The organism is Sodalis sp. RH21, assembly GCF_047324175.1.
In the GTDB taxonomy this organism is placed as follows: domain Bacteria; phylum Pseudomonadota; class Gammaproteobacteria; order Enterobacterales; family Enterobacteriaceae; genus Acerihabitans.
This window is the reverse complement of sequence record NZ_CP178732.1, coordinates 931,488-955,630: the sequence shown is the minus strand read 5'-3', so window position 1 is coordinate 955,630 and position 24,143 is coordinate 931,488. Positions and strand designations below refer to the sequence as shown.

Below are 24,143 nucleotides of genomic sequence, written 5' to 3'. Positions count from 1 at the left end.
GCCAATCACCGCCGCCGGTGGCGACGGTGACGAACCGTCATGACGGCGCAACGGCACTTTTGACGACCCCGTCGTCGACAGTTGGCGGGGGCGGCATCCGCCCTGCCCCATAGGGCCTCCATATCGATAACGCGTCAGAGTAAACATTTTGAAATGGCGTACATGCCTTTCATCCCGTGGCCGAAACGCGCCAGCGCCGCGCGATTGCTCGCCAGCTCGCCATAGGTGAGATAACGCACCTGCAGATCGGCCACCCGGCTAAAGGCCGGACGGCGCAGCTGCGCCAGCACTTCCTGTTCCCGGTTGTCCGGCGCCACCAGAAACAGGCCTTCGCTGGCATGGGTATCGCCGCTCAGGGCCAAATCCAGCATACGCACGATCCCGGAATAGATGGATGTGGTGTGCTCCACCTCAAAGGCCGCCATTATCCGCCGGCGCTCCCCATCGAGCCACAATACGTCAATCAGGCGAATGGCATCGGCGGCCGGCGAAGCCATAATATCCGGCGGCAATTGTTCCAGGCAACCCTGGCCCAGCACCCCGCCAGCATAGGGACGGCGGCGATCGTTGGATGCAATCCAGATATTGTAACCCAGCGCCAGGCCCAGATCGCGTAGCCAGCCTTGGATTTCGGTATGGGTACGATCGTTTTCCCCGGCCAGTTGCCGGGCGTTGGCCACCGCGGCGCTGTCGGCGCGCACCTGCGCTAAATCGGCCAGCCACTGTGCCCGCCCGGCCGCATCGTCGGCTCTGGGCGGTACGGGATAACGCCCGGACCCCAAATCGAACAATAAGCCGGCCACGGCGCCGAGGTCGTTGGACAGCGAATGGCCGAAGGTCTGATTAAGGGCCAGAATCCCCTGGCGCATGGCCAGATATTCCGACCATTTGCCCAGCTTGACCTTCGCGCCGGTCAGCGCGTTGTAACCTTTGACGATGGCGGTATTACACGGCGGCATCAGCGTGGGATGCAAGAAATAGAGCAAATTGGCCACCGCCGGCCCCAGCCCTTTAATCGCCAGCCGATCGATGTCGTGGATAGCGTGAATTATCTGCTCTGCTTGGGTACAGCCGGCGCAGGAAAACAACAAATGTCCGAACGCCCGCTGATTGCCGGGATTTTCATAAATATCGGGGATGCGCAGTTTGGGCTTCCATAAAAAAGCGTGGTCGGCGCCTTTAAAGATTTGCCGCTGTTCCGCAATGGAATGCACGATGGTTTCCAGCGACGAGCCGCGATAAAGGTTGCCGAAGGTCCCGGCTTCGATTTCCGCTACCACCTGGGCAATGCCGCGGCGGATCGAACGGAAATTTTTGATGCGCTCCGGCCATAAAAACCAGCTTTGATAGGTACCGGCCGGATCGCCGCGCCAGCGTTCTATCAGTTGACCCACCGCCGCTTCATCGAGTTGCATTCAGCAAAACATCCCCCAGGCAAAAGATAGGGAAGTTTACCGCTAAACGGACCGGATTGTCCTTTACATTAACAAGGTTATTTCTTCGGATAATCCAAGAGATAAGCCGGGGCCCGGCAGGCCCCGGCAGATTGATAATAGCGGATTAATGATCTTTGCCGGATTCGATTTGGGCGTTTTTATTGTCGCGCGCGTCCTGGCTCTGCTTCGCGGCATTTTTCGACCGTTCGGCCATCGCATCGATCTGCTCGGGGGTCAGTTCTTCGCCGGCCTCGAAGATTTTCGACAGCCCTTCGCTGATGGTCACGTCTTCAGGTTTTTTTCCGTCCACGGTGGCTGGCTTCGGGTCGGTGACCCCGGCGGTTTTTGGTTCGCTCATAGCATGCTGCTCCGGTAATTGCGCAAAATAACGATATCGGTAAGCATAGACCTTTAACCGCCATAACCTTAGCTTTTAATGTGGACGGCCGCGCTACTTGCCCAGCCGGGGCAACCAGGCCGCGCCGCGCACGCCGCTGGAATCGCCGTGGCGGGCTTTGACAATCGGCGTATCGCACTCCCCGCCGAACACCCACTGGGGCAAGAGTTCCGGCAACGCGGCATACAGCCGATCGACGTTGCTCATGCCTCCGCCCAGCACAATCACCCCCGGATCGATAATATGGATCACGCCCGCCAGCGCTTTGGCCAGGCGAATCTCATACTGCCGCAGCGCCTGCTCGGCGTAGGGATCGCCGGCGTCGGCCAGGCGCATGATATCTTCGCCTTTCAGGGACAGCCCGCTAAGCCGGCGGTATGCGGTGGCGAAGCCGGTGCCCGAAATAAAGGTTTCGTTACAGCCCGTTTTACCGCAATAGCAAGGCACTTCGCGCTGATAAACCCGCTCGGTCTCGTCCGGCCAGGGCAGCGGGTTATGGCCCCATTCGCCGGCGATGCCGTTATGGCCGGGATAAACCCGGGTATTTATGGCCAGTCCGCCGCCGCAGCCGGTGCCGATAATCACGGCAAATACCAATTCCACGCCCGCGCCCGCGCCGTCGGTGGCTTCGGAGATCGCCAGGCAGTTGGCATCATTGGCCACCTCGAACGGACGTTGCAGCAACGCCCCCAGATCCTGTTTAAACGACCGGCCGTTAAGCCAAACCGAATTGGCGTTCTTGATTTTGCCGGTTTGCTGCGAGATCGTGCCGGGGATGCCGATGCCGATGGAGCCTTGCCGCCCCACGGCCTGTTCGGCCCGCAGGATCAGATCGCGGATGGCGATCAGCGTCTGGTCATAATCGTCGCGCGGCGTGGGCACCCGATAGCGGTACAGTTCCCGTCCCGCCGGATCAAGGGCAATGACCTCCACCTTGGTGCCACCTAAATCAATACCGATATACATAACAACACCTTTATTCTATGTATGGAAAGCATCAGGCGCGTTTGCGCAGTTTCATTTGTTGGTTCAGATACGAAAACAGGCCGCGGCACACCACGATAATGATAATGATGCCGCCCCAGGTGGCGGTGATCATAAACGGGTCCAGGCGCAGCAAATTCAGGCCGCTGGAGACCAGTTGCAAAATCATGACCGCCAGCACCACCCCGGAAACCCGGCCAAACCCGCCGAACGGGCTGACTTTACCCAGGAATGCCGCCAATACCGCCACCAGCAGATAGGAATCCGCATAGCTGGCTTTTACCGAATTGAGCTGGCCCATCATCACCAGGGCGGTCAGGGCGGCGAAGCAGGAAGACAATACATATTGGATCACCGTGACATACACGGTATTGATATTGGAAAAGCGCGCGGCGATCGGATTGGAACCCATCATATACAGGTTAAAACCAAAGCGGGTCTTGTTGAGAATCACCGAGGTGACGATAACTGCGGCGGCAAATAAAAAAAGCGAATTGGGCAGTCCCAGGGTCTGGCCGTTGCCGATATTCACCAGCGCCGCGGGAAAACCGGTAATGGTATAACCTTTGGTCAGTACCACGTTCAGGCCGGAAATCAGCGTCATGGTACCCAGGGTCACCAGAATATCCGGAATTTTCAGCAGCGCGATCAGCAGGCCGTTAACCACCCCGACCAGGATACAAGCCGCCAGCCCCAGGACGATGGCCGCCGCAATCCACTCCCCCGACGCCAATTTCATGCCCTGGGGGGCAAACGCTTGCAAAAACAGCGCGATAACGATGCCGTTGAGATTGGTGGTGGCGATAATCGACAAATTGATGCCGCCGGACAGCATGGAAATCATCATGCCCAGCGCCAGGAACCCGACGATGGGCAATTGATAGGCCATGGAGCCGAAGTTCTGCACGCTGAGAAACTTGGCGCCGTTGAGCGCGTACATCAATGCCAATACGGCAATCAGCACCACGTAAAGCGAGGCGTTTTCGCCGATAAACGCCGGCAGGCCCGCTTTAGCGCCGGGATGGTTACTGCTGCTAATGTCCTTCATGATGGCTCCTTAAGCTCGACCAGAACGCGCACCCTGGAACGTCGTTGTTTGATAACCTGCAGCGCGTTGATCGCCACGCTTAACAAAATAACCAGGCCGGTGAAGACGTTGTAGTAATAAGGGGATACTTTCAGCAGCGTCAGGCTATTGCTGAGAATGGCGAACAGCAGTACGCCCAGCATCGTGCCCAGAACGCTGCCGCGCCCGCCGGTGACCGACGCGCCCCCCAGCACCACGGCGGCGATCACCTGTAGTTCCGAACCGACAATGGAATTTGGAATCACCGTTTGCACGATGGAAACCTGGACGATGCTGGCGAAGCCGGAAATGGCGCCCACCAGGGTGTAGATAAACAGCGTGGTTTTTTTCAGGTTAAAGCCGACCCGCTCCGCCGAGAGGGCATTACCGCCGACGGCGTAAACGCTGCGGCCCAGCACGGTGTGCCGCAGGAAAAAATGCATGGCGATGGCCAGCAGGAACCACAGGCAGGTGACAAAACTGATGCCATAAAGCGAGCCGTTGGCGGCATGCAGCGGCAAAATTTTCAATTCGGCCAACCCCAGGAACGAGGGAGGAATATCGTAAATCAAATCCCCTTGGGTCACGACATACAGCAAGCCGTAGAACAGGCTGTTGGTGGCGATGGTGACGATAATGGCGGTAATTTTAAAATAATAGATAATCACCCCGTTGAATAACCCCATCACCGCGCCGATAATCAGGCTGCATACAATCGCCAGATAGATATTGTCCAGGTTTTCCTGGATAAAATAATAAACAATGGCGTATTGCACCACCTGCGCGATAGCGGTAAACGACACATCAAAACCGCCGGAAATCAGCACCAGCAAGACGCCCAGGGCAAAAATACCCAGCACGGTGTAAGACTTTAATAAACTGGCAATATTGTCCAAGGAAATAAACGCGGGATTAATCAGCGCTATCCCAATGGAAAATAGAATAATCAAAATCAGCAGCAGCGATTCTCGGGCCTTAAACAGTTTATAGATATCCATAATAAAATAACCTCATTCAGTCAGACGCTTTCCAAATCCTGTTGCAGCGCCTCGTTGCCGACGGCATCGGTATTATATTCTTTACCGAAACGGCCCCGGGTCATCATAATAATCCGATCGCAATTAGCCAGCAGCTCGGGCAGCTCATCGGAAATAAACACAATACCCATCCCCTCCGCCGCCTTTTCTTTTACCGTCTGGTAGATATAACTTTTAGCGCCCACATCAATCCCCACCGTCGGGCTATCAAGAATAAAGATGCGCGGGTTGGTCGCCAGCCATTTCGCCAACACCACTTTTTGCTGATTACCGCCGGACAGCATGCGGATCTCTTTATCCATATCGCCGTACTTCACCTGCATGCCTTTGAGCAGGCCGGCGACCGCGGCGCGCATTTTGCCGGTATCAAGCAATTTCAGCGGGTTAAGATAATCTTTGAGCGAACAGATAGCGGTATTGGCCGCAATGCTTTGCTCCATGATCAGCCCCTGGGACAGCCGGTCCTCGGGCACATAGGCAATGCCGTTGGCGACGGCGGCGCTGACGTTATTGATCGCCACCGGCCGGTTATCGATTAAAATCCGCCCGCTTTGGGCCGGTTCCACGCCAAACAGCGCCAGCGCCAACTCGGTGCGCCCCGCGCCCAGCAATCCGGCGATGCCCAGCACTTCGCCCCGGTGTAAATCAAAACTGATATCCTGAAAACTGTTTTTCTTGCACAGCCCGCGCACGCTCAGCAGCACTTCCCCCGTGGCATGGGACTGCTTGGGCGGGTATGTCAGCTCGTATCCCAGCATCAGCGCTTCTATTTTCGCGGTGCTCAGCGCGGCGCTGGCCGCGGTATCGATCAGCTTGCCGTCGCGCATGACGGTAATGCGATCGCAGATTTCCAGCAGCTCGTTTAATTTATGGCTGATAAAAATAAAAGAAATGCCCTGGGAACGCAGCCGATTGAGAATGGCGAATAAATGCTTTATTTCGGTACGTGTCAGCGCGGTGGTGGGTTCGTCCAGAATAATCAGCCGGGAGTCATTGATTAACGCCCGGGCGATGGCCACCAGTTGCTGTTTGGCGATGGGCAAATCATCCACATAGGCATCCAGATCGATAGTGATGCCCAATTGCGCGATAATGGCGTCCACCTTGGCCCGGTAGGTGGCCGAAAATACCAGCGAACGGGTATTATTCACCATCTGGCTGACGTAGATATTCTCCAGCACCGTTAAGTTCGGGAACAACGATAGATCCTGATAAATAATACCTATGCCCTGCTTGACCGCCTCGATAGCCGAGTATTTTTCAATCTGCCGGCCGTTAACGCGCAGGGTACCGCGATCAAAATCCAATACGCCGGCGACAATCTTCATCAGGGTCGATTTACCGCAGCCGTTCTCCCCCACTAAACCGTGAATTTCTCCGACGTTAATGTCAAAGCTGACATCGTTCAAGGCCGTGACCCCATCAAATGTCTTGGTAACATGTTCAACGGCAAGAAACTCCATGGATAATTCCTCTGGCGGTGACCGGGCGGCCGCTCAGCCGCCCGTTAATAAAAGCCGGTTAGAAATCGTACTGGCTGTAATTTTCTTTGGTAATGGTCAGCGGCTTATCAAAAATGATATTTTTGCCATCGATTACCGGTTTACCGATACCGGGGATTTCCAGGCCATTTTTGATTTGGTCCCGTTTACCTTCGATAATCATTTTCGCGATATAGGTCATGGAATACGCGGCGTCGCCCGGACTCCACAGCACCGATGTGGTAATGGAACCATCTTTCAGGAATGACGCGCTCTCTTTGGGCGAAGTGGTGCCCATAACGGTCAATTTACCCACCAGGCCTTTCTCGCGCAGGGCCTGCGCGGCACCGGGGGCGCCCTGGCTGCCGAACGAAATCACCCCTTTCAGATCGGGATAAGTGGATAGCAGCTCCAGGGTTTTCTGGCGGGATGCGTTGCGATCTTCGCTCACCGGGAACCGGTCGGCGATAAGCTTCAGGTTGGGGTATTTCTCCTTGGCCTGTTTAATGGCGGCATCAGCCCAGATATTATGGGCCGGCACGGTTAACGAACCGACAAAAATGGCATATTCGCCGCCATCTTTGGCATGCTGGGCGAACTGATCCATCATATATTTGCCGAATTTTTCATTTTCGATCATTTCAACGTCATAGTCCGCATTGGGCTGGTTCACCGATTCATGGGTGATCACCACGATGCCTTTTTCATGGGCGCGGGCGAATACCGGTTCGCAGGAGCTGGCATTATTCGGTACCACCAGCAGCGCATTAACGCCCTGGCTGATCGAGTCTTCGATAATCCGTACCTGTTGGGCTTCGTCCGGCGATGCGGGCGCCTGCTGGTAGACATTGACATTAAAATCCTTACCGGCTTTTTTCAGCCCTTTTTCATAATCGTTAAACCATGCGGAGCGTAATTTAGGAATGCCAACCATGGTTAATTCTTGTTGTCCGGCGGCGCTGGCGATATTGGGAAAAGCGCTTACCGTAGCGCCCAACAGCATACACAGCGCAAATGCGTTAATTTTTTTCATGATCTATCCTCATTGCTGACTGGAACTCTATTAGGCGGGATAACGGCTTTCGGGTTCTGGAATCGCGCCGGCATTGCCTAATTCAATAACCGCGCCCTGGAACCGCTCTTCGGTATCAAGATAATAAAAAACATCATCACCGATATTGCCGCTTTGCACGACCTGGTAGCCGCGCTGTTCATAACGCGCTATGGCCTGCCGGCAATCTTTGAAATAAAGTTTCAGGTGATGCAAACCATAACCGTGTTTTTCGATATATTCGTCGTAGATGCTATAACCGCTCACCGGCTGCATCAATTCCATCTGGATACCATTAACCCAGCACACGGCTATTTTATAAATATGCTCGGCGGGTTTGCCGCGATACAGCGAATTTTTGATATTATGCGGTCCGTAGGTATAAACATCCCAGGGCCCTATATCGCAAACCTCATGATAGTGCGCCATGGCCTCATCCAAATCCTGCACCAGATGAGCTATCTGAATAATATCACCGTCTTTCATAAGATGACCTTTTAGTGGGAGAGGGACGGATGTCAGGCAAATTTATGCGGCAAACCTTCCAGGTTGGTATGGCGTTTTTTCATTTCGTCGAGGGAAATGCCGGTTTTTTCAATTAACAGCATGGTGACGATGTCGACGAATAAAAATAATGACTGTTCCAGCAGGGAAGACATCGGCTGTATGGATGCCACCTCTTGCGCGCCGCCGAAAATTTGCCCCGGTACCCGTACGGTTAAATCAGCGTAGCCGCCGTGTTCATTTTCCGGATGCGCGGTGAGCAATGCCACCCGGGCGCCGGCCTCTTTGGCCAGTTTGATCACATTGAGCTCGACGTTGGTTACCGCGCAATGGCCGATCAGCAAATCGCCTTCGCCCAGGCACGGGGTGGTGGTGTCATAGACCACGTAACTATCAAATCCCATATGTTTCAGGCGCATGGCAAAGGCTCGCACGGAAAGTTGCATCCTCCCCATGGCATACAATTGGATAGTTTTAGCTTTACATATCTCATCCATCAATTGGTTGATCTCGGTTTCATCCACCGCTAACAGCGTCGTTTTGTTTTCGGCGATAACCTGCTCAACCAAGCTTTTGTAAGTGTACATCGCGTAAGTCCTCTAATTTACCGTAGGTATCAGGGTCGGAACTTATTTTTACATATTTTATAATATGTAAAATTTATCAGTGATTAAGTGCATACAACATACGATAAATTTTTGGCAATACTATCGATATTGATCACATTTTTTTAGCATAATTGTTAAATTAACTAACAAATGTTCCATAAAAGTGACCACGATCACATTCATCACGATGCGATCCCATGGATGGAGAGCCGGGCTATCCGCCCACGCAGGGATCGGCGGCCATCTGCCTGTCGGACCCGCGCCACAACCGCCGATTAACGCGCTGGGCCTTGCTCTGCCTCGCCTTATGACGCGAAGAACGGTCGATTTTCATTGCCGCGGCCACGGCGCCTGAGCCGCCCTATAAAAATATTGATTTAGCGGGCCCGCCGTGGGTTTAGTATTGAAATAAGAGGGATAATTATTATGGCATAACATTAAGCAGTGGCGTTTTATTGAACACCAACCCCCGCTTGATTTTACAACTTTTATCATTTATGGTGTTTTGAAACATTTACCGGCCAAAGTTGTCTATCGCCTGTAATAATTCCCCGGTTCTCAACGAATCTCTGTTGGAAAATTAATTTCAGAATGGGCAAAAGAATCATCATGGCGAAAAGAGGTAAACTGGATAGCGTTTTTTTGATTATTGAACAGCGGATTCGTGACGGTTTTTACGAAGAGGGCCAGCGTTTGCCTTCGGAGCTGATTTTATGCGAAGAGTTCAGCGTTTCCCGTCCCACCATTTCCAAAGCGTTGGCGAAATTAAGGGAACTGGGGCTGATCAGCAGTACCCAGGGGTCGGGACATTTTGTTTGCGTACAGCCGCATGAGCCCCAAGCCGACCCCGGCGAGCTGACCCTGGGCATATTGTCCCCGCGCATGGAAGCCAATGAGAGCGGCTTCTTATTTGAACAAATTTTTAAATCCATTGCCTCGCTATCGCAACAATTCAATTTTTCGTTGGTATGGAACGGCATTGTCACCATGGGGATTGACGCCAGCAAACAAAAAATTGTTCACACCATAGAAAATATTATCGATCGCTACATCAAAAATAACGTGCATGGCATATTTTTCATCCCCATTGAGTTCCACCCCTTCGCCGATGAAATTAACGAACTCATTTTGCAAAAATTATCCCAATGCAATATTCGCGTAGTATTGGTGGACAGCGACCTAAAGGCCTATCCCAATAAGTGCGCCTACGACCTGGTGGGCATCGATAATATCGCCGCCGGTTATGAAGTGACCCGCCACTTGTTAACCAATCATACCCGGCGTATTGATTTTTTATGCGAGCAGTTCTCTGCCCATACCGTGTCGATGCGCATTATGGGCTATAAGCTGGCGCTCCTGGATGCCTCTATCCCCGCCGATGAAGCCTGGGTGCACCAGGGGCTGGTAAGCGATAAGGCGTTTATAAACCAGATGCTGGACGCCGGCGCGACCAATATTGTCTGCGCCAATGATTTTACCGCCATGAAATTATTATCCATCTGTAGCCAAATAGGCCGCAAGGTGAACGTGGTGGGCTTTGACGATAATGAATACTCCGCCCTGCTCGGTATTCCGCTGACCACTTATAAACAGCCTTTTGGCGATATCGCCAGGAACGCCATTTTTATGATGCTTAACCGTTTGCAGTATCCGCAAGATGCGCCACGGCATTTACAACTGCGCGGCGAATTGATTATCCGCTCGTCTTGCGGCACCCGGGAGCAGGCGTAGCGATACATTTTCTAATAGAACAACGGGCCATGCACCGGGCATGGCCGGCTAACCCGGTCTAGACTTGAGGGAGACATTTTCCGTACAGCATTCCCCCAAGGAGTATCCCGATGGAAATCACCACCCCGCAAACCCCGCCCCTCGATGCCAAAGAACTGGCGCTGATCGATCGCTATTGGCGGGCGGCGAATTACCTTTCGGTGGGACAAATTTATCTGCTGGATAACCCGCTGCTGCGCCAGCCGCTGCTTTCAGAGCATATCAAGCCGCGTTTACTTGGCCATTGGGGCACCACCCCGGGGCTAAATTTTATTTATGCCCACCTCAATCGCATTATCCGCGCGCGGGATCTGGATATCATTTATATCTGCGGGCCGGGACACGGCGGACCGGGCATGGTGGCCAATACCTGGCTTGAAGGCACCTACAGCGAAATTTACCCGGAAGTCTCCGGCGACGGCGCGGGGATGCGCAAGCTGTTCCGGCAATTCTCTTTTCCCGGCGGCATTCCCAGCCATGCGGCCGCGGAAACCCCCGGCTCGATCAACGAGGGCGGCGAGCTGGGCTATGCCCTGGTGCACGCCTACGGCGCGGTATTCGATAATCCGGACCTGATCGCCGCCTGCGTTATCGGCGACGGCGAAGCGGAAACCGGCCCGCTGGCCGCCAGCTGGCATTCCAATAAATTTATCAATCCGGCCCGCGACGGGGCGGTGTTGCCGATCCTGCATCTTAACGGCTACAAAATCGCCAATCCCACCCTGCTGGGGCGCAGCAGCGATGAGGACCTGGCGCAGTTGTTCCGGGGATACGGGTATAAGCCGATTTTCGTCGAAGGACGCGACCCGGCGCAAATGCACCCGCTGATGGCCGCCGCCTTCGATCGGGCGTTTGATGATATCCGCGCTATCCAAAATGATGCGCTAACCGGCAACGCCGAGCGGCAAACCGTGCCTCATTGGCCGATGATTATCCTGCGCAGCCCCAAAGGATGGACCGGTCCCAAGGAGGTGGACGGTAAAAAAACCGAAGGATTCTGGCGGGCGCACCAGGTCCCGGTGGCGGGCTGCCGCGAGGACGCGGGCCACCGGCAGATTCTTGAACAGTGGCTGCGCAGCTATCAACCGGACGATTTGTTTGACGAGCAGGGCCGGTTAAAACCGGAGCTGCGCCAGCTGGCGCCCACCGGCACCCGGCGTATGGGAGCCAATCCCCATGCCAACGGCGGACTGCTGCGCAAAGCGCTGGCGGTGCCGGATATTCGCGACTATGCGGTAAATATTAAACAGCGCGGTACCGTACAGGGGGAAGCCACCAAAACCTTCAGCGAATATCTGCGCGATATCTTCCGGCTGAATGCGGATAACGCCAACTTCCGGGTGTTTGGCCCGGATGAAACCGCCTCCAACCGGCTAAGCGGCGTATTCGAAGCCACCAACCGGGTATGGATGCAAGAAATCAAACCCTATGACGAGCAATTGGCACGGGACGGCCGGGTGATGGAAGTACTGAGCGAGCATCTGTGCCAGGGCTGGCTGGAAGGCTACCTGCTGACCGGACGCCACGGGCTGTTTAACTGTTATGAAGCCTTTATCCATATCGTCGATTCGATGTTCAACCAGCATGCCAAATGGCTCAAAGTGTCCCGTGCGCTGCCCTGGCGCAAACCGGTCTCGTCGCTTAATTATCTGCTGTCGTCCCACGTCTGGCGCCAGGATCATAATGGCTACAGCCATCAGGACCCCGGGTTTGTCGATCTGGTGGCCAATAAAAAGGCCGATATCGTGCGGATCTATTTTCCGCCGGACGCCAACACCCTGCTGTGGGTGGGCGATCACTGCCTGAATACTTACGATCGGGTGAACGTGATCGTGGCCGGCAAGCAGCCGGCGCCGCAGTGGCTGTCCATGGATGAGGCGGTTAAACATTGCGAAGCCGGCCTGGGCATCTGGGACTGGGCGGGCAACGAGGACGGCGACGGCGGCCCGGATGTGGTGATGGCCTGCGCCGGCGACGTGCCGACCATGGAAACCCTGGCCGCCGTGGAACTGCTGCGCCAGCACGTGCCGGAACTGCGCATCCGGGTGATCAATGTGGTGGATTTGATGGCGCTGCAATCAAACGAGCAACATCCGCACGGCCATACCGATGCGTTTTTCGACGCGCTGTTTACCCCGGATCGTCCGGTGATTTTCGCCTATCACGGTTATCCGTTCCTGATCCACCGCCTGACGTATAAGCGCCGCAACCATGACAATATCCATGTACACGGCTTTATGGAGGAAGGCACCACCACTACGCCGTTTGATATGACGGTGCTCAACAAGCTGGACCGCTACCATCTGGCCATAGCGGCCATCGAGAGCGTGCCGGGGCTGCAAGCACGGGCCGCCGCCACGCTCGATTTACTGCGCGCCAAATTGGATGAGCATTATCATTACGTACGCGAACACGGCGACGATCTGCCCGAGGTGCGGGACTGGCGGTGGCGCAAAATTTCCTGATGCGACGCGCCGGCAACAGGTCCGGTTACGCGCCGCCCAGCCGGCTTACGGAATGGCGGATACACAGCTCGGTGGCGAAGTCCCGCTGATCCGGGCCGTCGGCGAGGGCGCCGATACGCTCCAGCAGCAAGGTGGCGGCGGCGCGGCCCATCTCATAACCCGGCTGGCGCACGGTGGTAAGCTCGGGGCTGAGCAGCCGCGCTTCGGGAATATCGTCAAAGCCGGTGACACTTATCCGCTCCGGCACGGCGAGACCCAGCTCGCGGCTACGGCGGATAAAACCGATGGCCATCAAATCGTTGGCGCACAGCACCGCCGTGGGGCGCTGCGCCGCCGGCAGGGCGAGAATCTCGTCGGCCGCCCGCCGGCCGGATTGCTCGGTGTAATCGCCGCGCATCACCGGCACGTCATCGGGTATGAGGCCGGCGCCGGCGAAAGCTTCGCGGAAACCGGCCTGCCGCTGCTCGCTGGTCCACAATCCCCGCGGCCCGCTCACGATGGCCAGCCGGCGGTGGCCCTGGCCCAAGACATACTGCGCCAGGCTACGCGCGCCGATCAGATTTTGCGAGCTGACAAACGGCACATCGATGCCCGGCAGGCATTCATCCACAAACACCACCGATCCCTTGGTGGCAAGGCTTATCAGCGACGGACTGGGCAGCCCGGTGCCGGAGAGATAAATCACGCCGTTTAAACGCTGGGTGCGCAGCACCTGGGCGTAATACTCTTCCCGCTGCGTGTCCGACCAGGTCATGCACAGCACCAGCAGGCAATCGACATGATCCAGCACGCTTTGTATGCCCTGGGCGACATCCACGAAAAACGCGTTGCCTAAATCCGGCACGATAAACCCGATGGATGAAATACGCTGGTGCTTGAGGCTCCTGGCGGCGTTATTGGGTTCAAAATTCAGCTCGGCGATACAGCGCAGGACGTGATCGCGGGTATCCGCCGCCACCGGCCGATCGCTATTATTGATCACCGCGCTGACGGTACCGATGGATACCTTGGCCAAACGTGCCACATCGCGGATGGTGGGACGCGCCGCCCGGGCGGTTTTAGAGCTGTCATCCATTATTAACGACCATCTGTGCGGGGTTAGGCGGAACGGCGCCAGTAATGCCGGGACCAGGGACGCGCCTTGGCGGACGTGCGCCACGGCGTGACCAGATATTCCAGCATGATCACCAACAGAAAACTAATCACGCCCAACAGCGCCAGGAAACCAATGGCGGAAAACGTGCCAGCGGTATTGAGCCGCGAATTGGCCTGCAAGAGATATGCGCCCAGCCCGCCGCTGGTCGAGGCGGTCCACTCGCCGATCACCGCCCCGGTCACGCTGAACGTGGCGGATAGTTTCAGTGCGGAAAACAGCGGCGTATAGGTGGCCGGCAACTTGACGTAGCGGAAAATGCTGAGCCGCGACCCGCCCATGGATCGCACCAGATTCAGCATATCCCGGTCCACAGAATTGAGGCCGTCGAGCACGTTGACCACCACCGGGAAGAACACCACCAGCGCCACGATCACCAGCTTCGGCGCCAGGCCGAAACCCAGCCAGATGGTCAGGGCCGCGGAAATGGCGATCACCGGCACCGCCTGGCTGGCGATCAGGATCGGGTAGAGCACGCTGCGCACCCAGGGGGTGGCATCCATCAATACCGCGAAAATAAATCCCGCCCCCGCGCCGAGCACGAATCCCAGCAAAAACGTGGTGAAGGTAATCTGAAAACCATCCCATAATACCGCCCAGTCGGATAAGGCATGCTCCCAGGTCATTTGCGGCGAGGGCAGCACATACGCCGGAATATGATAAAAGCGCACCGCGCAGTCCCAGACCGCCAGCACCAACAACAAGGCTACCAGCGGGCCGCCCAAGGGCAATAAAAGCTTACGGATGGAGGTCATGGGCAAGCGCTTCCTGTGCGGGTTGTTCGGTATAAATCAGATCCAGGATCTGCCGTTTAAGCTGGGTGAAAACCGGGCTGGTCAGGCTGGATAACGGGCGCGGGCGCGCAATATCCACGGTAAAAATCTGCTGTATCCTGCCGGGACGCGGGGTCATCACCACTACCCGATCCGCCATGTAAATCGCCTCGTCGATATCGTGGGTGACAAAAATCACCGTGCGCCGCTGCTCGGACCACACCGTCAGCAGCCATTGCTGCATGGCCAGGCGGGTTTGGGAGTCCAGCGCGCCGAAAGGTTCATCGAGCAGCATGATATCATGTTGCATCGCCAGGGTGCGCATCAGCGCCACCCGCTGGCGCATGCCCCCGGACAGGGCCGCGGGATAATGATTGATAAACTCCCCCAGGCCATAGCGTTCCGCCAGGGCTACCCCGGCGGCGCGCTGCTCGCGGCTCGCGCCGCCTTTGAGAATGGCGCCCAGCACGATATTGTCGATCACCGTCATCCACGGCAGCAACAAATCCTTTTGCAGCATATAGCCCACATGGCCGCTGCGGCCGGTCACGTCGGCGCCGTCGATCAGGATCGTGCCGCCATCGGGGGCCAAAACGCCGGAAATCACATTAAACAAGGTGCTTTTGCCGCAGCCGGAAGGCCCGACCACGCAGACAAATTCACCCTGCTGCACGTCAAGATCGGTCGGCGCCAGGGCGGTCATTTCGCCAAAGCGCCGCGTGATCTGCTGAATCGATAATTTTGGGACTGTCATGGCTTTGCCTCTTTTGCCCATCCTTCACAGGGCGCTGCGGATGATCTCATTAACGCCGCTGTTATAAAATTTCGCACCGCTCACGCCCGAACCATACCAGATCTTCCACTTTTACCGCCACGTCCCCGCGCTGGGCGAACGGCTCTATGGCCCAGGAGCCCCACATGGGCGTGTGGTTGCCGGCGTCGATAAAGCCGTGGGTATACGCGGCGCCGGCCGCCAGGGAGTGGCCGATATTGCCCAGCACATCGAGCAAAATAAACCCCTCCTGCGTCAGGCGGTGCAAAGACAGGCCGAACAGTTCGCTGGCCGGCATGCCCGGCCGGCAAAGCGCCAGGGTTTCGTAATGGAGCGCCGTCAGATCGCGCAGGGCGTAGTCCGCCTCGGGATAGTCGCCAATCACCCGGCAGCGGGTGCAGTCGCCCCAGAAACCGTCACGGGTGATCGGATGCACGTCCACCATCAAGACATCCCGGGCCGCGGCGGCCTGCTCCCCCGGCCCCTGGGTGGGGAAACAGGTGCGGGCGTTTTCCCCCAGGCCGACGTTGGTAATGGTCCAGATCCCGGCCGCATCCCGGGCGCGCAGATAGTCGTGAATGGCCCCCTCGACGGCGGACTCCGTTACGCCGGGACTGACGGCATCCAGGCCCGCCAGGGCCGCGTCCTTGGCCAGGCGCTGCGCCCGGCGCAGTCCTTCCGGGGCCAGCGGGGCGATATCCGGCCCCGGTCGATACGTCCAGTCCGGTTTCATCGGCAGCATCCTTTAAGGCAGGTATTGGTTAGTGAAATACTGCTCGGCGGGCAGCGGTGATTTAACAATACCCTGCGCCTGGATTGCCGTCAGCAACTCTTTCCAGACCGCCAAATCCATTTGCAGCGACTTGCCGTCCACCGGCGACAGCAGCGGCAGGGTGTCCTGCCATTGCTGTTTGATGAACGCCGGGTCGTAAGCTTTGCTGTAGGCCTTGCCGAAGGCGCCCACCCCTTCATCCGGATGGCCGACGGCGTAGCGAATGCTCTTTTCGGTGGCGCGCATAAAGGCCTTGGCCAGCTGCGGGTTGGCTTGCAGCCACGCCTGGTTGCCGGCAAACATCAGAATCGGGGTGTTCGGCACGCCGTGATCGATAGCGGCCAGGAACTCCGGTTTTTGTTTACCCATGGTGGTCATTTCGGTGCCTTCGGCATTGGTTATACCGGTAATGGCGTCCACCCGTTTTTGCAGCAGCAGCGGCACCGTATCATCCGCCGCCGTCACCATATTGACATCCGCCATGGTCAAACCGGCGCTTTGCAACATCAGCGCCAATTGGGCTTTGCTCCAGGCATCGTTGTAAATACCGATGGTTTTGCCCTTCAGCCCGGCCACGGTGAAAGGTTTGCCCTGCTCGCTGATAATCCCCCAGTTATTTTGTTTGCCATAACGGCCGATGGCCACCACCGGCGCGCCCTGCTCCTTGGCGAAAATAATGTCCATTACCGTGGTAAAGGCGACGTTGGCCCGCCCGGTGCCCAGGAATTTCATGGTATCCGCCACGGTGGGCGGCGCAACGATATCCAGGTCGATCCCCTCTTCGGCGTAAAAACCTTTATCTTTGCCCACCACCCAGGGTATCCAAAAGCCGTCGGCCACCGGCCATTCCTGGATAAAGGTCACTTTGGTCAAGGGCGCGGCGGCGGCGGCGCCTATCAGTCCCTGTCCCGGCAGTAAAGCGCCCAGGAGCGCAGCGCCGGCGATTACCGTCCCCAATAACAATGCACGTCTTTTCATCTTCAATACTCCGACAGGGCTGATGGATTCATGATGCGGTCATCTGCATATTGAAACGGTTCAATGTTTGATGTCAATAATCTTTTGAGATTAAATTTTAACTTGATATATCATGATAAAAATGACAATTTTGATAATTGAAACGGTTCAATATCTAACAAATCAAATGCGCTAAAAAAGTGCAGCGCCGCACAAAAATGATCCATGCTCGCGGAGGGCGATAGTAATGAGTCAAAAAAATATATTATTAGTGGGTGAAACCTGGGTAACCTCGGCCACCCATTTCAAGGGCTTCGATCAGTTCGGCAGCGTCACCTTTCATTCGGGGGCCAAAGCGGTGATCGCCGCGCTGGCGGGCACGGAATTTACCCTGACCCATATGCCGGCCCATGAAGCGGTGGAGGCATTCCCTTTTACCCACCAGGAACTTAGCCGCTATGACGCCATCCTGCTGTCGGATATCGGCGCCAACTCCCTGCTATTGCATCCCGATGTCTGGCTGCAGGGCAAAACCGTGATCAACCGCCTTAATCTGCTGCGCGACTGGACCGCCGCCGGCGGCGCCCTGGCGATGTTCGGCGGCTATCTGAGCTTCCAGGGCATCGACGGCAAAGCGCGCTGGCGCCGCACCGCGGTGGAGCAAGCGCTGCCCGTGGAGTGTCTGCCGTATGACGATCGCATCGAAGTTCCCGAAGGTTTTCGGGCGGCGATTGACCCCGCCCAGCGGCAGCACCCGTTGTTCAAGGGTATTTCCGGCGAATGGCCGCTGCTGCTCGGCGCCAATGAAGTCATAGCCAAAAGCGACAGCGAGGTGCTGGCCCGCCTGCCCGATGAACTTGGCGGCCATCCGCTGCTGGTTACCGGCCGCCACGGACAGGGGCGTACGCTGGTCTGGACGTCGGATATCAGCCCCCACTGGCTGCCGCAAAGCTTTATTGATTGGCCGGGCTACAAGCAGTTGCTGGTGAATATGCTGGGCTGGCTGACAGCAAAATAATCCCCTGGTAAACGGGTACCGAGGCAAACGTCACCTTAACGGAGAACCACCATGGCGGCAAAATCCCCCGAGGCATTATTAACCGTGGCCTGCGTGCAGATGGAGCCGGAGTTCGGCGCGACCCAACGCAATGTGCAGACCACTATCCTCCTGATGGAGCAGGCAGCGGCGCAGGGGGCAACCCTGATGGTGCTGCCGGAACTGTGCAACACCGGCTATATGTTCGCCACCCGCGCCGAGGCGTTTGCCCTGGCCGAAACGCTGCCCGACGGCCCCACCACCCGCGCGTGGATCGACTGCGCCCGGCGCCTGGGAATTTATATCGTCGCCGGCATCACCGAACGCGAAGAGGAACGCCTGTATAACTCGGCGGTCATCATCGGGCCGGAAGGCTTTATCGGCCGCTATCGCAAAGTGCATTTATGGAGCGACGAAGCCCTGTTTTTCGAGCCGGGCAATTTGGGCTTCCCGGTATTCAAAACCCGCATCGGCACCCTGGGATGTCATATTTGTTATGACTGCTGGTTCCCGGAAAGCTTCAGGCTGGCGGCGTTGCAGGGGGCGGAGATTGTCTGCGTGCCCACCAATTGGGTGCCGATCCCGGGCCAGGACCCCCAGCGCGAAGCCATGGCCAATATTATCGTCATGGCGGCGGCCCATACCAATTCGATATTCGTGGCGGCGGCGGACCGGGTGGGGACGGAACGGGGCCAGCCTTTTATCGGGCAAAGCCTGATCGCCGGTTATACCGGCTGGCCGGTGGCCGGCCCCGCCGGCGCCACCGATACGCAAACCCTGCTGGCGACCATTAACCTGGCCGATGCCAAACGCCACCGCAATTGGAACGCCTTTAATCAGGTATTGCGCGATCGCCGCACCGATGTTTATGACCGCATGCTGGGCGCGGACGCTCCCCCCGGGCAATAGCTGAAGCCAGGCGCGGCGGGTCATAACCAAGTCCTATGGCCCGCCGGTTTTTTAACCCGATATCTGTGATATAAATCTCGTTTATGGTGCTCAAGCCATGCTAGGTTTAATTAATCATTAGTTAGGACTAATTGAATTGCGGTTTTTATGGAATGTAAAAAAATATTTAACTAATTAATCCTAATTTAGGACATATACGGGCGGATGGCCTTAATCAGACGAACTACCGGAGCGTATTATGAATGGCATAGACTATGGGGTCATGGCGCTGTATGCGTTGATGATTGTGGTAATTACGCTTTGGGCGATGCGTAAAGTGGGCAGTACCAAAGATTTTTTTGCCGCCGGCGGTAAAATGCCCTGGTGGCTGTCCGGGATTTCCCATCATATGTCGGGTTACAGCGCCGCGGTGTTTGTCGCCTATGCCGCGGTGGCCTACACCTACGGCATCACCATCTATTTCTGGTGGGCATTGCCTATTTCCATTGCGGTGTTCCTCGGTTCATTTATTTTCGCCCCGCGCTGGGCGCGTCTGCGCATTCATATGCATATCGAGTCGCCGATGGAGTACCTGGCCACCCGCTACAATGTCCCGACCCAGCAATTGCTGGCCTGGAGCGGCGTCCTGCTGAAAACCTTCGACGTCGGCGCCAAATGGGCGGCCATCGCCATCATCATCAATGTATTTACCGGCCTGGACCCGACCATCGGCATCGCCATCTCCGGCGCCCTGTGCCTGTTTTATACCGTGATGGGCGGCCTGTGGGCCGACGCCTGCAATGATTTCGGCCAATTTGTCGTGCAGTTTATCGCGGCCATCGTGATGGTGGCGGCGGTGGCGACCCAATTGGGCGGGCTGCACGAATTGCTGACCGTCTGGGATAAATTACCGCCGGCCCATACGCAAATTATCCGCGAACCCTATACCCTGGGCTTTATGCTGGCCTATTTCGTGATTTACACCCTGAGTTACAACGGCGGCACCTGGAACCTGGCACAGCGTTTTATCGCCTCGCCGCGCGGCAAGGACGCCCATAAGGCCGCGCTGCTGTCCTCGATCCTCTACCTGGTCTGGCCGCTGGTGCTGTTTTATCCCATGTGGGCCGCGCCGGTGCTGTTTCCCGCCATTACCGATCCATCCCAATCCTATTCCATCATGGCGATGCATTTATTGCCCAACGGTTTGATTGGCCTGGTGCTGGTGGCCATGTTCACCCATACCCTGTCGATGACGTCTTCGGACTCCAACGCCATTACCGCCGTGGTCACGCGCGATATCCTGCCCATCCTGTTTCCCCGGCGTTTCGGCAACGGCCAATCCTCCCTGGTGGTGGCCCGGGTCACGGTAGTGGTTTTCATCCTGACCACGCTGCTGATTGCGGTGAATGCCGGCCGGTTCGGCGGGGTGCTGACCCTGTTGATCGTTTGGTTCGGCGGACTGGTGGGCCCGATTTCCATTCCCATGCTGCTAGGCCTGCTGCCCTGGTTTAGAAAATGCGGCCCGGCGGCGGCGATCGGCTCCTGGGCGGTGGGGATCGTGGCATTCTTCGCGGTAAAATTCGTGGTGCCGGGCATGAGCACCACCCAAATTGTCGCCATTCCGGTCCTGTCGTCGTTAGTGGTTTATACCCTGGGTGGGATGTGCCGGCGCAGTCCGGTCAGCCCGCAGGTGGAAACCCTGCTGGCGGCGTTGAACCAGGATCAAGACCCGCACGCCGGCCCCGCGATCGGCCGGCCTGAAACGGAATCAAAATAAGCCAAAGGAGCTGTTTATGTTATCTCCCCTACTGACCCGCCGGTGCGAGCAGTTACAAATCGCGGTATTCGCCGACCGGCTAACGCTTGGCAATCATGCCGCCGCGGACGCGGCCGGACATCTGCGCCAATGCCTGGCTCGCCAGGAGCGCGTCAGAATCATTTTTGCCGCCGCCCCGTCGCAAAATGAATTTCTGGCGGCCCTGGCGGACGCGGAAGATATTGACTGGTCGCGGGTCGTCGCTTTCCATATGGATGAGTATCTGGGCCTGCCGCCGGACTCGGCGCAGCGTTTCAGCCACTACCTCAAAGAGCATTTATTCGATCGGGTGCGGCCCGGCGAAGTGCATTTGATCCCCGCCCAGGGCAGCGAACGGCAAATTTGCCGCCGCTATGCCGGGCTGCTGGGGCAGGCGCCGATTGATATGGTCTGCCTGGGCGTCGGCGAAAACGGCCACCTGGCCTTTAACGATCCCCCGGTGGCTGATTTTCGGGACCCCGAGACGATCAAGCGGGTTGAATTGGACCCGGTTTGCCGCCAGCAGCAAGTCAACGACGGCTGCTTCGCCGCCCTGGAGGACGTGCCCACCCATGCGGTCACGCTGACCATCCCCACCCTGATGGCGGCCGGACGCCTGTTTTGCATGGTGCCGGGGCGCAATAAACATGCGGCGGTGCGCGCCATGCTGGAACAGCCGATATCCGTCGCCTGCCCGGCGACCGTGCTGCGTACCCATCCCGCCTGCACCCTCTATACCGACGCGGACGCCTACGGAGAATCCACCCATGGATAAGGTTTGCATACGGGGCAGGGATTACCGGGATTTAACCGCCGTGGAAATCCAGGCCGAGGACGGCGTAATTTGCCGCATCAGGCCGCTGCCCCAGGACGATACGCTACCGATTATCGCCCCCGGGCTGGTGGATTTGCAGGTTAATGGTTATGCGGGTTTCGATTTTAACCGCTTCCCCATCGAGGAGCAGGCGGTGCTGGAAGTGACCCGGCGGTTATGGCGCCAGGGGGTAACCACCTTTCTGCCTACGGTTATCACCAACAGCGACCGCGAAATCGAACAGATGGTGGGGGCGATTACCGGCGCCTGCCGCCGATTTGCGGCGGTGGGGGCGAGCGTGCCCGGCGTGCACCTGGAAGGCCCGTTTATTTCCCCCGCGGACGGGCCGCGCGGGGCGCATGATAAAGCCTTTGTCAAAGCGCCGGACTGGGCGCTCTTCCAGCGCTGGCAGCAGGCGGCCGAGGGCAAAATCCGCCTGCTGACCCTGTCGCCGGAATGGCCGGACGCCGCGGCGTTTATCCGCCGCTGCGTGCAGGCGCGGGTCATCGTCTCCCTCGGCCATACGGCCGCGGATGCGGACCAGATCGCCGCGGCGGTGGACGCCGGGGCATCCATGTCGACCCATTTGGGCAATGGGGCGCATTTACTGCTGCCCAGGCATCCCAATTATATTTGGGAGCAGTTGGCGCAGGACTCGCTGTGGTGCGCGATGATTGGCGACGGCGAGCATCTGCCCCGTTCGGTATTACAGGTGTTTATGCGGGTTAAGCGGGACCGCGCTTTTCTGGTGAGCGACGCCACCAGCCTGGCCGGCATGCCGCCGGGACGCTACCACCTGCATATCGGCGGCGAAGTGATACTCAGCGCAGGGGGACGGCTGTCGCTGGCCAATAACCCGCAACTGCTGGCGGGGTCGGCGCGCTCGCTGTTGTACGGCGTCAACAGCCTGGTGCGCCAGGGATTGGCTACCCGCGGCGAGGCCTGGGATATGGCGTCGGTGCGCCCTTCCGCGCTGCTCGGCATGCCGACGCGGTTTGGGCTGGCGGTGGGCGCCCCGCTTAATGCGGTGGCCCTCGGGGAAGACCCGCGGGGTGAATTGACGGTGCTGGCCGCCTATCAGGGGGGGGCGTGCGTTTGGCGGGATGAATAGGGTGTTCCGGACCGCCCGGGTTATGCCATAATGCCTGGTGATTTATAGCCAATAGCCATGGTAAACCAGCACATGAAAGAGCCAGGAAAGGGTCCCGCGCTATTGCGTCAGTATAACGAAAAGCACGTGTTGTCTTTTTTGCGACGGCAGCGGATCAGCTCGCGTCTGGATATTTCCCGCGCCCTTTCATTAAGCAAAAATACGATTTCGCTGATCATCGATGATTTTATTGCCCAGGGTTATGTCACCGAAGTCGGCGTGGCCCAATCCACCACCAGCGGCCGCCCCAAAATCCACATCGCGCTACAGCCCGATAAAATGAAGGCGGCGGGCATCATGGTCGAACGCCAGCAATTACACTGGGCGGTGTATAACTATTTCTCCGATCTGCTGGAAGAGAAAACCCTGGCCATCGATACCGCCGAACCCGGGCCGGTACTGGCGGAAATCGGCCGGATTTGCGCCTGGATGTACCGCCGCTATCCTGAGCTTATCGGCATCGGCGTGGGATTTCCGGGCATTATCGACCCGGCGGCGGGTTTTATGCACGTGTCATCCCATCTCGGCTGGCAGCAGGTGGATTTGCTGGCGGCGCTGCGCGCCGGCGTGCCGCTGCCGGTGGGCATAATGAATATCGTCAAGGCGGCGGCGCTGGTTTCGCGCCAGCAGCAACCCGCATCGCCCGCCCATGAACCCTCGTTTTATCTGCGGATTGCCGAAGGCATCGGCGGCACCCTGCTTACCGGGCACGGCGTATATTATGGCGGCAGTTGGACCGCGGGCGAAGTGGGGCATCTGAATGTGTCGCCCGATGGGCCGGTATGCTCCTGCGGCCAGCGCGGCTGCCTGGAGTCGCTGATTGGCCTTTCCGCCATCAATGCGCAGCTTGATCGGCTACAGCCGGGTTTGCAGTGGGACAACCGCGGGCAGGCCCCGCAGTTGGCGGACCAGGTGATCGCCCGGGCGGGGGAATGGCTGGGCAAGGCGCTGAGCCAGATTATCCATCTGGTCAATCCCAGAACCTTGCTGATTGACTGCGCCTATAATGTTTCGCCGTTGTTTACCGAGCAAGTGCTGGCGGTGGCGCGCCGCCACACGCTCTCTTTCGCCTACAGCCATACGCAAATCCGCTTTCTCGCCCGCAGCTACGATCCGGCCCACGGCCTGGCCCTGGCCATGATTCAGCGCTATGAACAAATTGACTTATAGCCGGGGATATAAGCGGCGTTTGGATATGGTAGGGTAAATTACCGCGCATCTTTCGGTTTAGAGT

22 protein-coding genes are annotated in these 24,143 nt (G+C 57.4%); 8 read left to right on the top strand and 14 right to left on the bottom strand.

The genetic code is table 11. The annotated features are described in order from the left end of the window. Positions 1-134: 134 nt before the first annotated feature. The 9 genes from ACL2XP_RS04395 to ACL2XP_RS04355 all read right to left on the bottom strand — a co-directional run bounded on the left by ACL2XP_RS04395 (position 135) and on the right by ACL2XP_RS04355 (position 8,543). Positions 135-1,415: a type II restriction endonuclease gene (locus ACL2XP_RS04395; RefSeq protein WP_413737345.1), complete on the bottom strand. Its 1,281-nt coding sequence runs from the start codon at positions 1,413-1,415 to the stop codon at positions 135-137. A gap of 145 nt (positions 1,416-1,560) precedes the next feature. After that, positions 1,561-1,794: a hypothetical protein gene (locus tag ACL2XP_RS04390; RefSeq protein WP_413737344.1), complete on the bottom strand. Its 234-nt coding sequence runs from the start codon at positions 1,792-1,794 to the stop codon at positions 1,561-1,563. 93 nt (positions 1,795-1,887) lie between these two features. Continuing rightward, on the bottom strand, positions 1,888-2,799 hold the full coding sequence (gene mak, locus ACL2XP_RS04385; protein WP_413737343.1) for a fructokinase: 912 nt from the start codon (positions 2,797-2,799) through the stop codon (positions 1,888-1,890). Positions 2,800-2,830: 31 nt separating this feature from the next. Continuing rightward, positions 2,831-3,865, bottom strand: coding sequence for an ABC transporter permease (locus ACL2XP_RS04380; RefSeq protein ID WP_413737342.1), 1,035 nt, complete (start codon positions 3,863-3,865; stop codon positions 2,831-2,833). Beyond that, positions 3,862-4,881: an ABC transporter permease gene (locus ACL2XP_RS04375; RefSeq protein ID WP_413737341.1), complete on the bottom strand. Its 1,020-nt coding sequence runs from the start codon at positions 4,879-4,881 to the stop codon at positions 3,862-3,864. Before ACL2XP_RS04375 ends, ACL2XP_RS04380 begins: the two co-directional genes overlap by 4 nt. Positions 4,882-4,901: 20 nt before the next feature. After that, on the bottom strand, positions 4,902-6,383 hold the full coding sequence (locus tag ACL2XP_RS04370; RefSeq protein ID WP_413737340.1) for a sugar ABC transporter ATP-binding protein: 1,482 nt from the start codon (positions 6,381-6,383) through the stop codon (positions 4,902-4,904). A 58-nt stretch (positions 6,384-6,441) separates the two neighbouring features. Further along, entirely contained in the window at positions 6,442-7,434 is a 993-nt protein-coding gene (locus tag ACL2XP_RS04365) for an autoinducer 2 ABC transporter substrate-binding protein (protein WP_413737339.1), read from the bottom strand. Between the two features lie 30 nt (positions 7,435-7,464). Further along, entirely contained in the window at positions 7,465-7,938 is a 474-nt protein-coding gene (locus ACL2XP_RS04360; protein WP_413737338.1) for a VOC family protein, read from the bottom strand. A 32-nt stretch (positions 7,939-7,970) separates the two neighbouring features. Continuing rightward, positions 7,971-8,543 (bottom strand): sugar isomerase, encoded by a 573-nt coding sequence (locus tag ACL2XP_RS04355; RefSeq protein WP_413737337.1) that lies wholly within the window; start codon positions 8,541-8,543, stop codon positions 7,971-7,973. 630 nt (positions 8,544-9,173) lie between these two features. On the opposite strand from ACL2XP_RS04355, the gene ACL2XP_RS04350 reads away from it, so the two are divergent. Beyond that, positions 9,174-10,295 (top strand): substrate-binding domain-containing protein, encoded by a 1,122-nt coding sequence (locus ACL2XP_RS04350; protein ID WP_413737336.1) that lies wholly within the window; start codon positions 9,174-9,176, stop codon positions 10,293-10,295. Between the two features lie 110 nt (positions 10,296-10,405). Further along, positions 10,406-12,799 carry a phosphoketolase gene (locus ACL2XP_RS04345; RefSeq protein ID WP_413737335.1) on the top strand — a complete coding sequence of 798 codons (2,394 nt, stop codon included), beginning with the start codon at positions 10,406-10,408 and terminating at the stop codon, positions 12,797-12,799. Positions 12,800-12,824: 25 nt separating this feature from the next. On the opposite strand, the gene ACL2XP_RS04340 is transcribed toward ACL2XP_RS04345, so the two are convergent. From ACL2XP_RS04340 to ACL2XP_RS04320, 5 genes are all read right to left on the bottom strand, one after another. Further along, positions 12,825-13,874 (bottom strand): LacI family DNA-binding transcriptional regulator, encoded by a 1,050-nt coding sequence (locus tag ACL2XP_RS04340; protein ID WP_413737334.1) that lies wholly within the window; start codon positions 13,872-13,874, stop codon positions 12,825-12,827. Between the two features lie 23 nt (positions 13,875-13,897). After that, a complete protein-coding gene (locus ACL2XP_RS04335) occupies positions 13,898-14,707 on the bottom strand; it encodes an ABC transporter permease (RefSeq protein WP_413737333.1) in 810 nt (269 codons plus the stop codon). Further along, on the bottom strand, positions 14,691-15,479 hold the full coding sequence (locus tag ACL2XP_RS04330) for an ABC transporter ATP-binding protein (protein ID WP_413737332.1): 789 nt from the start codon (positions 15,477-15,479) through the stop codon (positions 14,691-14,693). Before ACL2XP_RS04330 ends, ACL2XP_RS04335 begins: the two co-directional genes overlap by 17 nt. A gap of 61 nt (positions 15,480-15,540) precedes the next feature. Then, entirely contained in the window at positions 15,541-16,230 is a 690-nt protein-coding gene (locus ACL2XP_RS04325; RefSeq protein ID WP_413737331.1) for a M24 family metallopeptidase, read from the bottom strand. Between the two features lie 12 nt (positions 16,231-16,242). Then, positions 16,243-17,247: an ABC transporter substrate-binding protein gene (locus tag ACL2XP_RS04320; RefSeq protein WP_413737330.1), complete on the bottom strand. Its 1,005-nt coding sequence runs from the start codon at positions 17,245-17,247 to the stop codon at positions 16,243-16,245. 226 nt (positions 17,248-17,473) lie between these two features. Here ACL2XP_RS04320 and ACL2XP_RS04315 point away from each other — a divergent pair, with 226 nt between their 5' ends. The 6 genes from ACL2XP_RS04315 to ACL2XP_RS04290 all read left to right on the top strand — a co-directional run bounded on the left by ACL2XP_RS04315 (position 17,474) and on the right by ACL2XP_RS04290 (position 24,079). Next, positions 17,474-18,244 (top strand): glutamine amidotransferase, encoded by a 771-nt coding sequence (locus ACL2XP_RS04315; RefSeq protein ID WP_413737329.1) that lies wholly within the window; start codon positions 17,474-17,476, stop codon positions 18,242-18,244. A 51-nt stretch (positions 18,245-18,295) separates the two neighbouring features. Then, positions 18,296-19,171 carry a nitrilase family protein gene (locus ACL2XP_RS04310; protein ID WP_413737328.1) on the top strand — a complete coding sequence of 292 codons (876 nt, stop codon included), beginning with the start codon at positions 18,296-18,298 and terminating at the stop codon, positions 19,169-19,171. 238 nt (positions 19,172-19,409) lie between these two features. Then, the gene (locus tag ACL2XP_RS04305; RefSeq protein ID WP_413737327.1) at positions 19,410-20,927 is read left to right on the top strand and encodes a sodium:solute symporter family protein; all 1,518 of its coding nucleotides are present in this window, start codon (positions 19,410-19,412) and stop codon (positions 20,925-20,927) included. Between the two features lie 16 nt (positions 20,928-20,943). Beyond that, on the top strand, positions 20,944-21,720 hold the full coding sequence (locus ACL2XP_RS04300; protein ID WP_413737326.1) for a glucosamine-6-phosphate deaminase: 777 nt from the start codon (positions 20,944-20,946) through the stop codon (positions 21,718-21,720). Next, positions 21,713-22,870, top strand: coding sequence for an N-acetylglucosamine-6-phosphate deacetylase (locus ACL2XP_RS04295; RefSeq protein ID WP_413737325.1), 1,158 nt, complete (start codon positions 21,713-21,715; stop codon positions 22,868-22,870). The genes ACL2XP_RS04300 and ACL2XP_RS04295 overlap by 8 nt, the downstream gene beginning before the upstream one ends. Positions 22,871-22,942: 72 nt before the next feature. After that, positions 22,943-24,079: an ROK family protein gene (locus tag ACL2XP_RS04290; protein WP_413737324.1), complete on the top strand. Its 1,137-nt coding sequence runs from the start codon at positions 22,943-22,945 to the stop codon at positions 24,077-24,079. The last annotated feature ends 64 nt before the right edge of the window (positions 24,080-24,143 follow it).

Excerpts from the sequence above, each read along its gene's own strand:
- ACL2XP_RS04315 (WP_413737329.1), top strand. The coding sequence starts at position 17,474 with ATGAGTCAAAAAAATATATTATTAGTGGGTGAAACCTGGGTAACCTCG.
- ACL2XP_RS04295 (WP_413737325.1), top strand. The coding sequence starts at position 21,713 with ATGGATAAGGTTTGCATACGGGGCAGGGATTACCGGGATTTAACCGCC.
- mak (WP_413737343.1), bottom strand. The coding sequence starts at position 2,799 with ATGTATATCGGTATTGATTTAGGTGGCACCAAGGTGGAGGTCATTGCC.
- ACL2XP_RS04395 (WP_413737345.1), bottom strand. The coding sequence starts at position 1,415 with ATGCAACTCGATGAAGCGGCGGTGGGTCAACTGATAGAACGCTGGCGC.
- ACL2XP_RS04290 (WP_413737324.1), top strand. The coding sequence starts at position 22,943 with ATGAAAGAGCCAGGAAAGGGTCCCGCGCTATTGCGTCAGTATAACGAA.
- ACL2XP_RS04340 (WP_413737334.1), bottom strand. The coding sequence starts at position 13,874 with ATGGATGACAGCTCTAAAACCGCCCGGGCGGCGCGTCCCACCATCCGC.
- ACL2XP_RS04345 (WP_413737335.1), top strand. The coding sequence starts at position 10,406 with ATGGAAATCACCACCCCGCAAACCCCGCCCCTCGATGCCAAAGAACTG.
- ACL2XP_RS04330 (WP_413737332.1), bottom strand. The coding sequence starts at position 15,479 with ATGACAGTCCCAAAATTATCGATTCAGCAGATCACGCGGCGCTTTGGC.
- ACL2XP_RS04390 (WP_413737344.1), bottom strand. The coding sequence starts at position 1,794 with ATGAGCGAACCAAAAACCGCCGGGGTCACCGACCCGAAGCCAGCCACC.
- ACL2XP_RS04305 (WP_413737327.1), top strand. The coding sequence starts at position 19,410 with ATGAATGGCATAGACTATGGGGTCATGGCGCTGTATGCGTTGATGATT.
- ACL2XP_RS04310 (WP_413737328.1), top strand. The coding sequence starts at position 18,296 with ATGGCGGCAAAATCCCCCGAGGCATTATTAACCGTGGCCTGCGTGCAG.
- ACL2XP_RS04375 (WP_413737341.1), bottom strand. The coding sequence starts at position 4,881 with ATGGATATCTATAAACTGTTTAAGGCCCGAGAATCGCTGCTGCTGATT.
- ACL2XP_RS04380 (WP_413737342.1), bottom strand. The coding sequence starts at position 3,865 with ATGAAGGACATTAGCAGCAGTAACCATCCCGGCGCTAAAGCGGGCCTG.
- ACL2XP_RS04325 (WP_413737331.1), bottom strand. The coding sequence starts at position 16,230 with ATGAAACCGGACTGGACGTATCGACCGGGGCCGGATATCGCCCCGCTG.
- ACL2XP_RS04355 (WP_413737337.1), bottom strand. The coding sequence starts at position 8,543 with ATGTACACTTACAAAAGCTTGGTTGAGCAGGTTATCGCCGAAAACAAA.
- ACL2XP_RS04365 (WP_413737339.1), bottom strand. The coding sequence starts at position 7,434 with ATGAAAAAAATTAACGCATTTGCGCTGTGTATGCTGTTGGGCGCTACG.
- ACL2XP_RS04350 (WP_413737336.1), top strand. The coding sequence starts at position 9,174 with ATGGCGAAAAGAGGTAAACTGGATAGCGTTTTTTTGATTATTGAACAG.
- ACL2XP_RS04360 (WP_413737338.1), bottom strand. The coding sequence starts at position 7,938 with ATGAAAGACGGTGATATTATTCAGATAGCTCATCTGGTGCAGGATTTG.
- ACL2XP_RS04320 (WP_413737330.1), bottom strand. The coding sequence starts at position 17,247 with ATGAAAAGACGTGCATTGTTATTGGGGACGGTAATCGCCGGCGCTGCG.
- ACL2XP_RS04370 (WP_413737340.1), bottom strand. The coding sequence starts at position 6,383 with ATGGAGTTTCTTGCCGTTGAACATGTTACCAAGACATTTGATGGGGTC.
- ACL2XP_RS04300 (WP_413737326.1), top strand. The coding sequence starts at position 20,944 with ATGTTATCTCCCCTACTGACCCGCCGGTGCGAGCAGTTACAAATCGCG.
- ACL2XP_RS04335 (WP_413737333.1), bottom strand. The coding sequence starts at position 14,707 with ATGACCTCCATCCGTAAGCTTTTATTGCCCTTGGGCGGCCCGCTGGTA.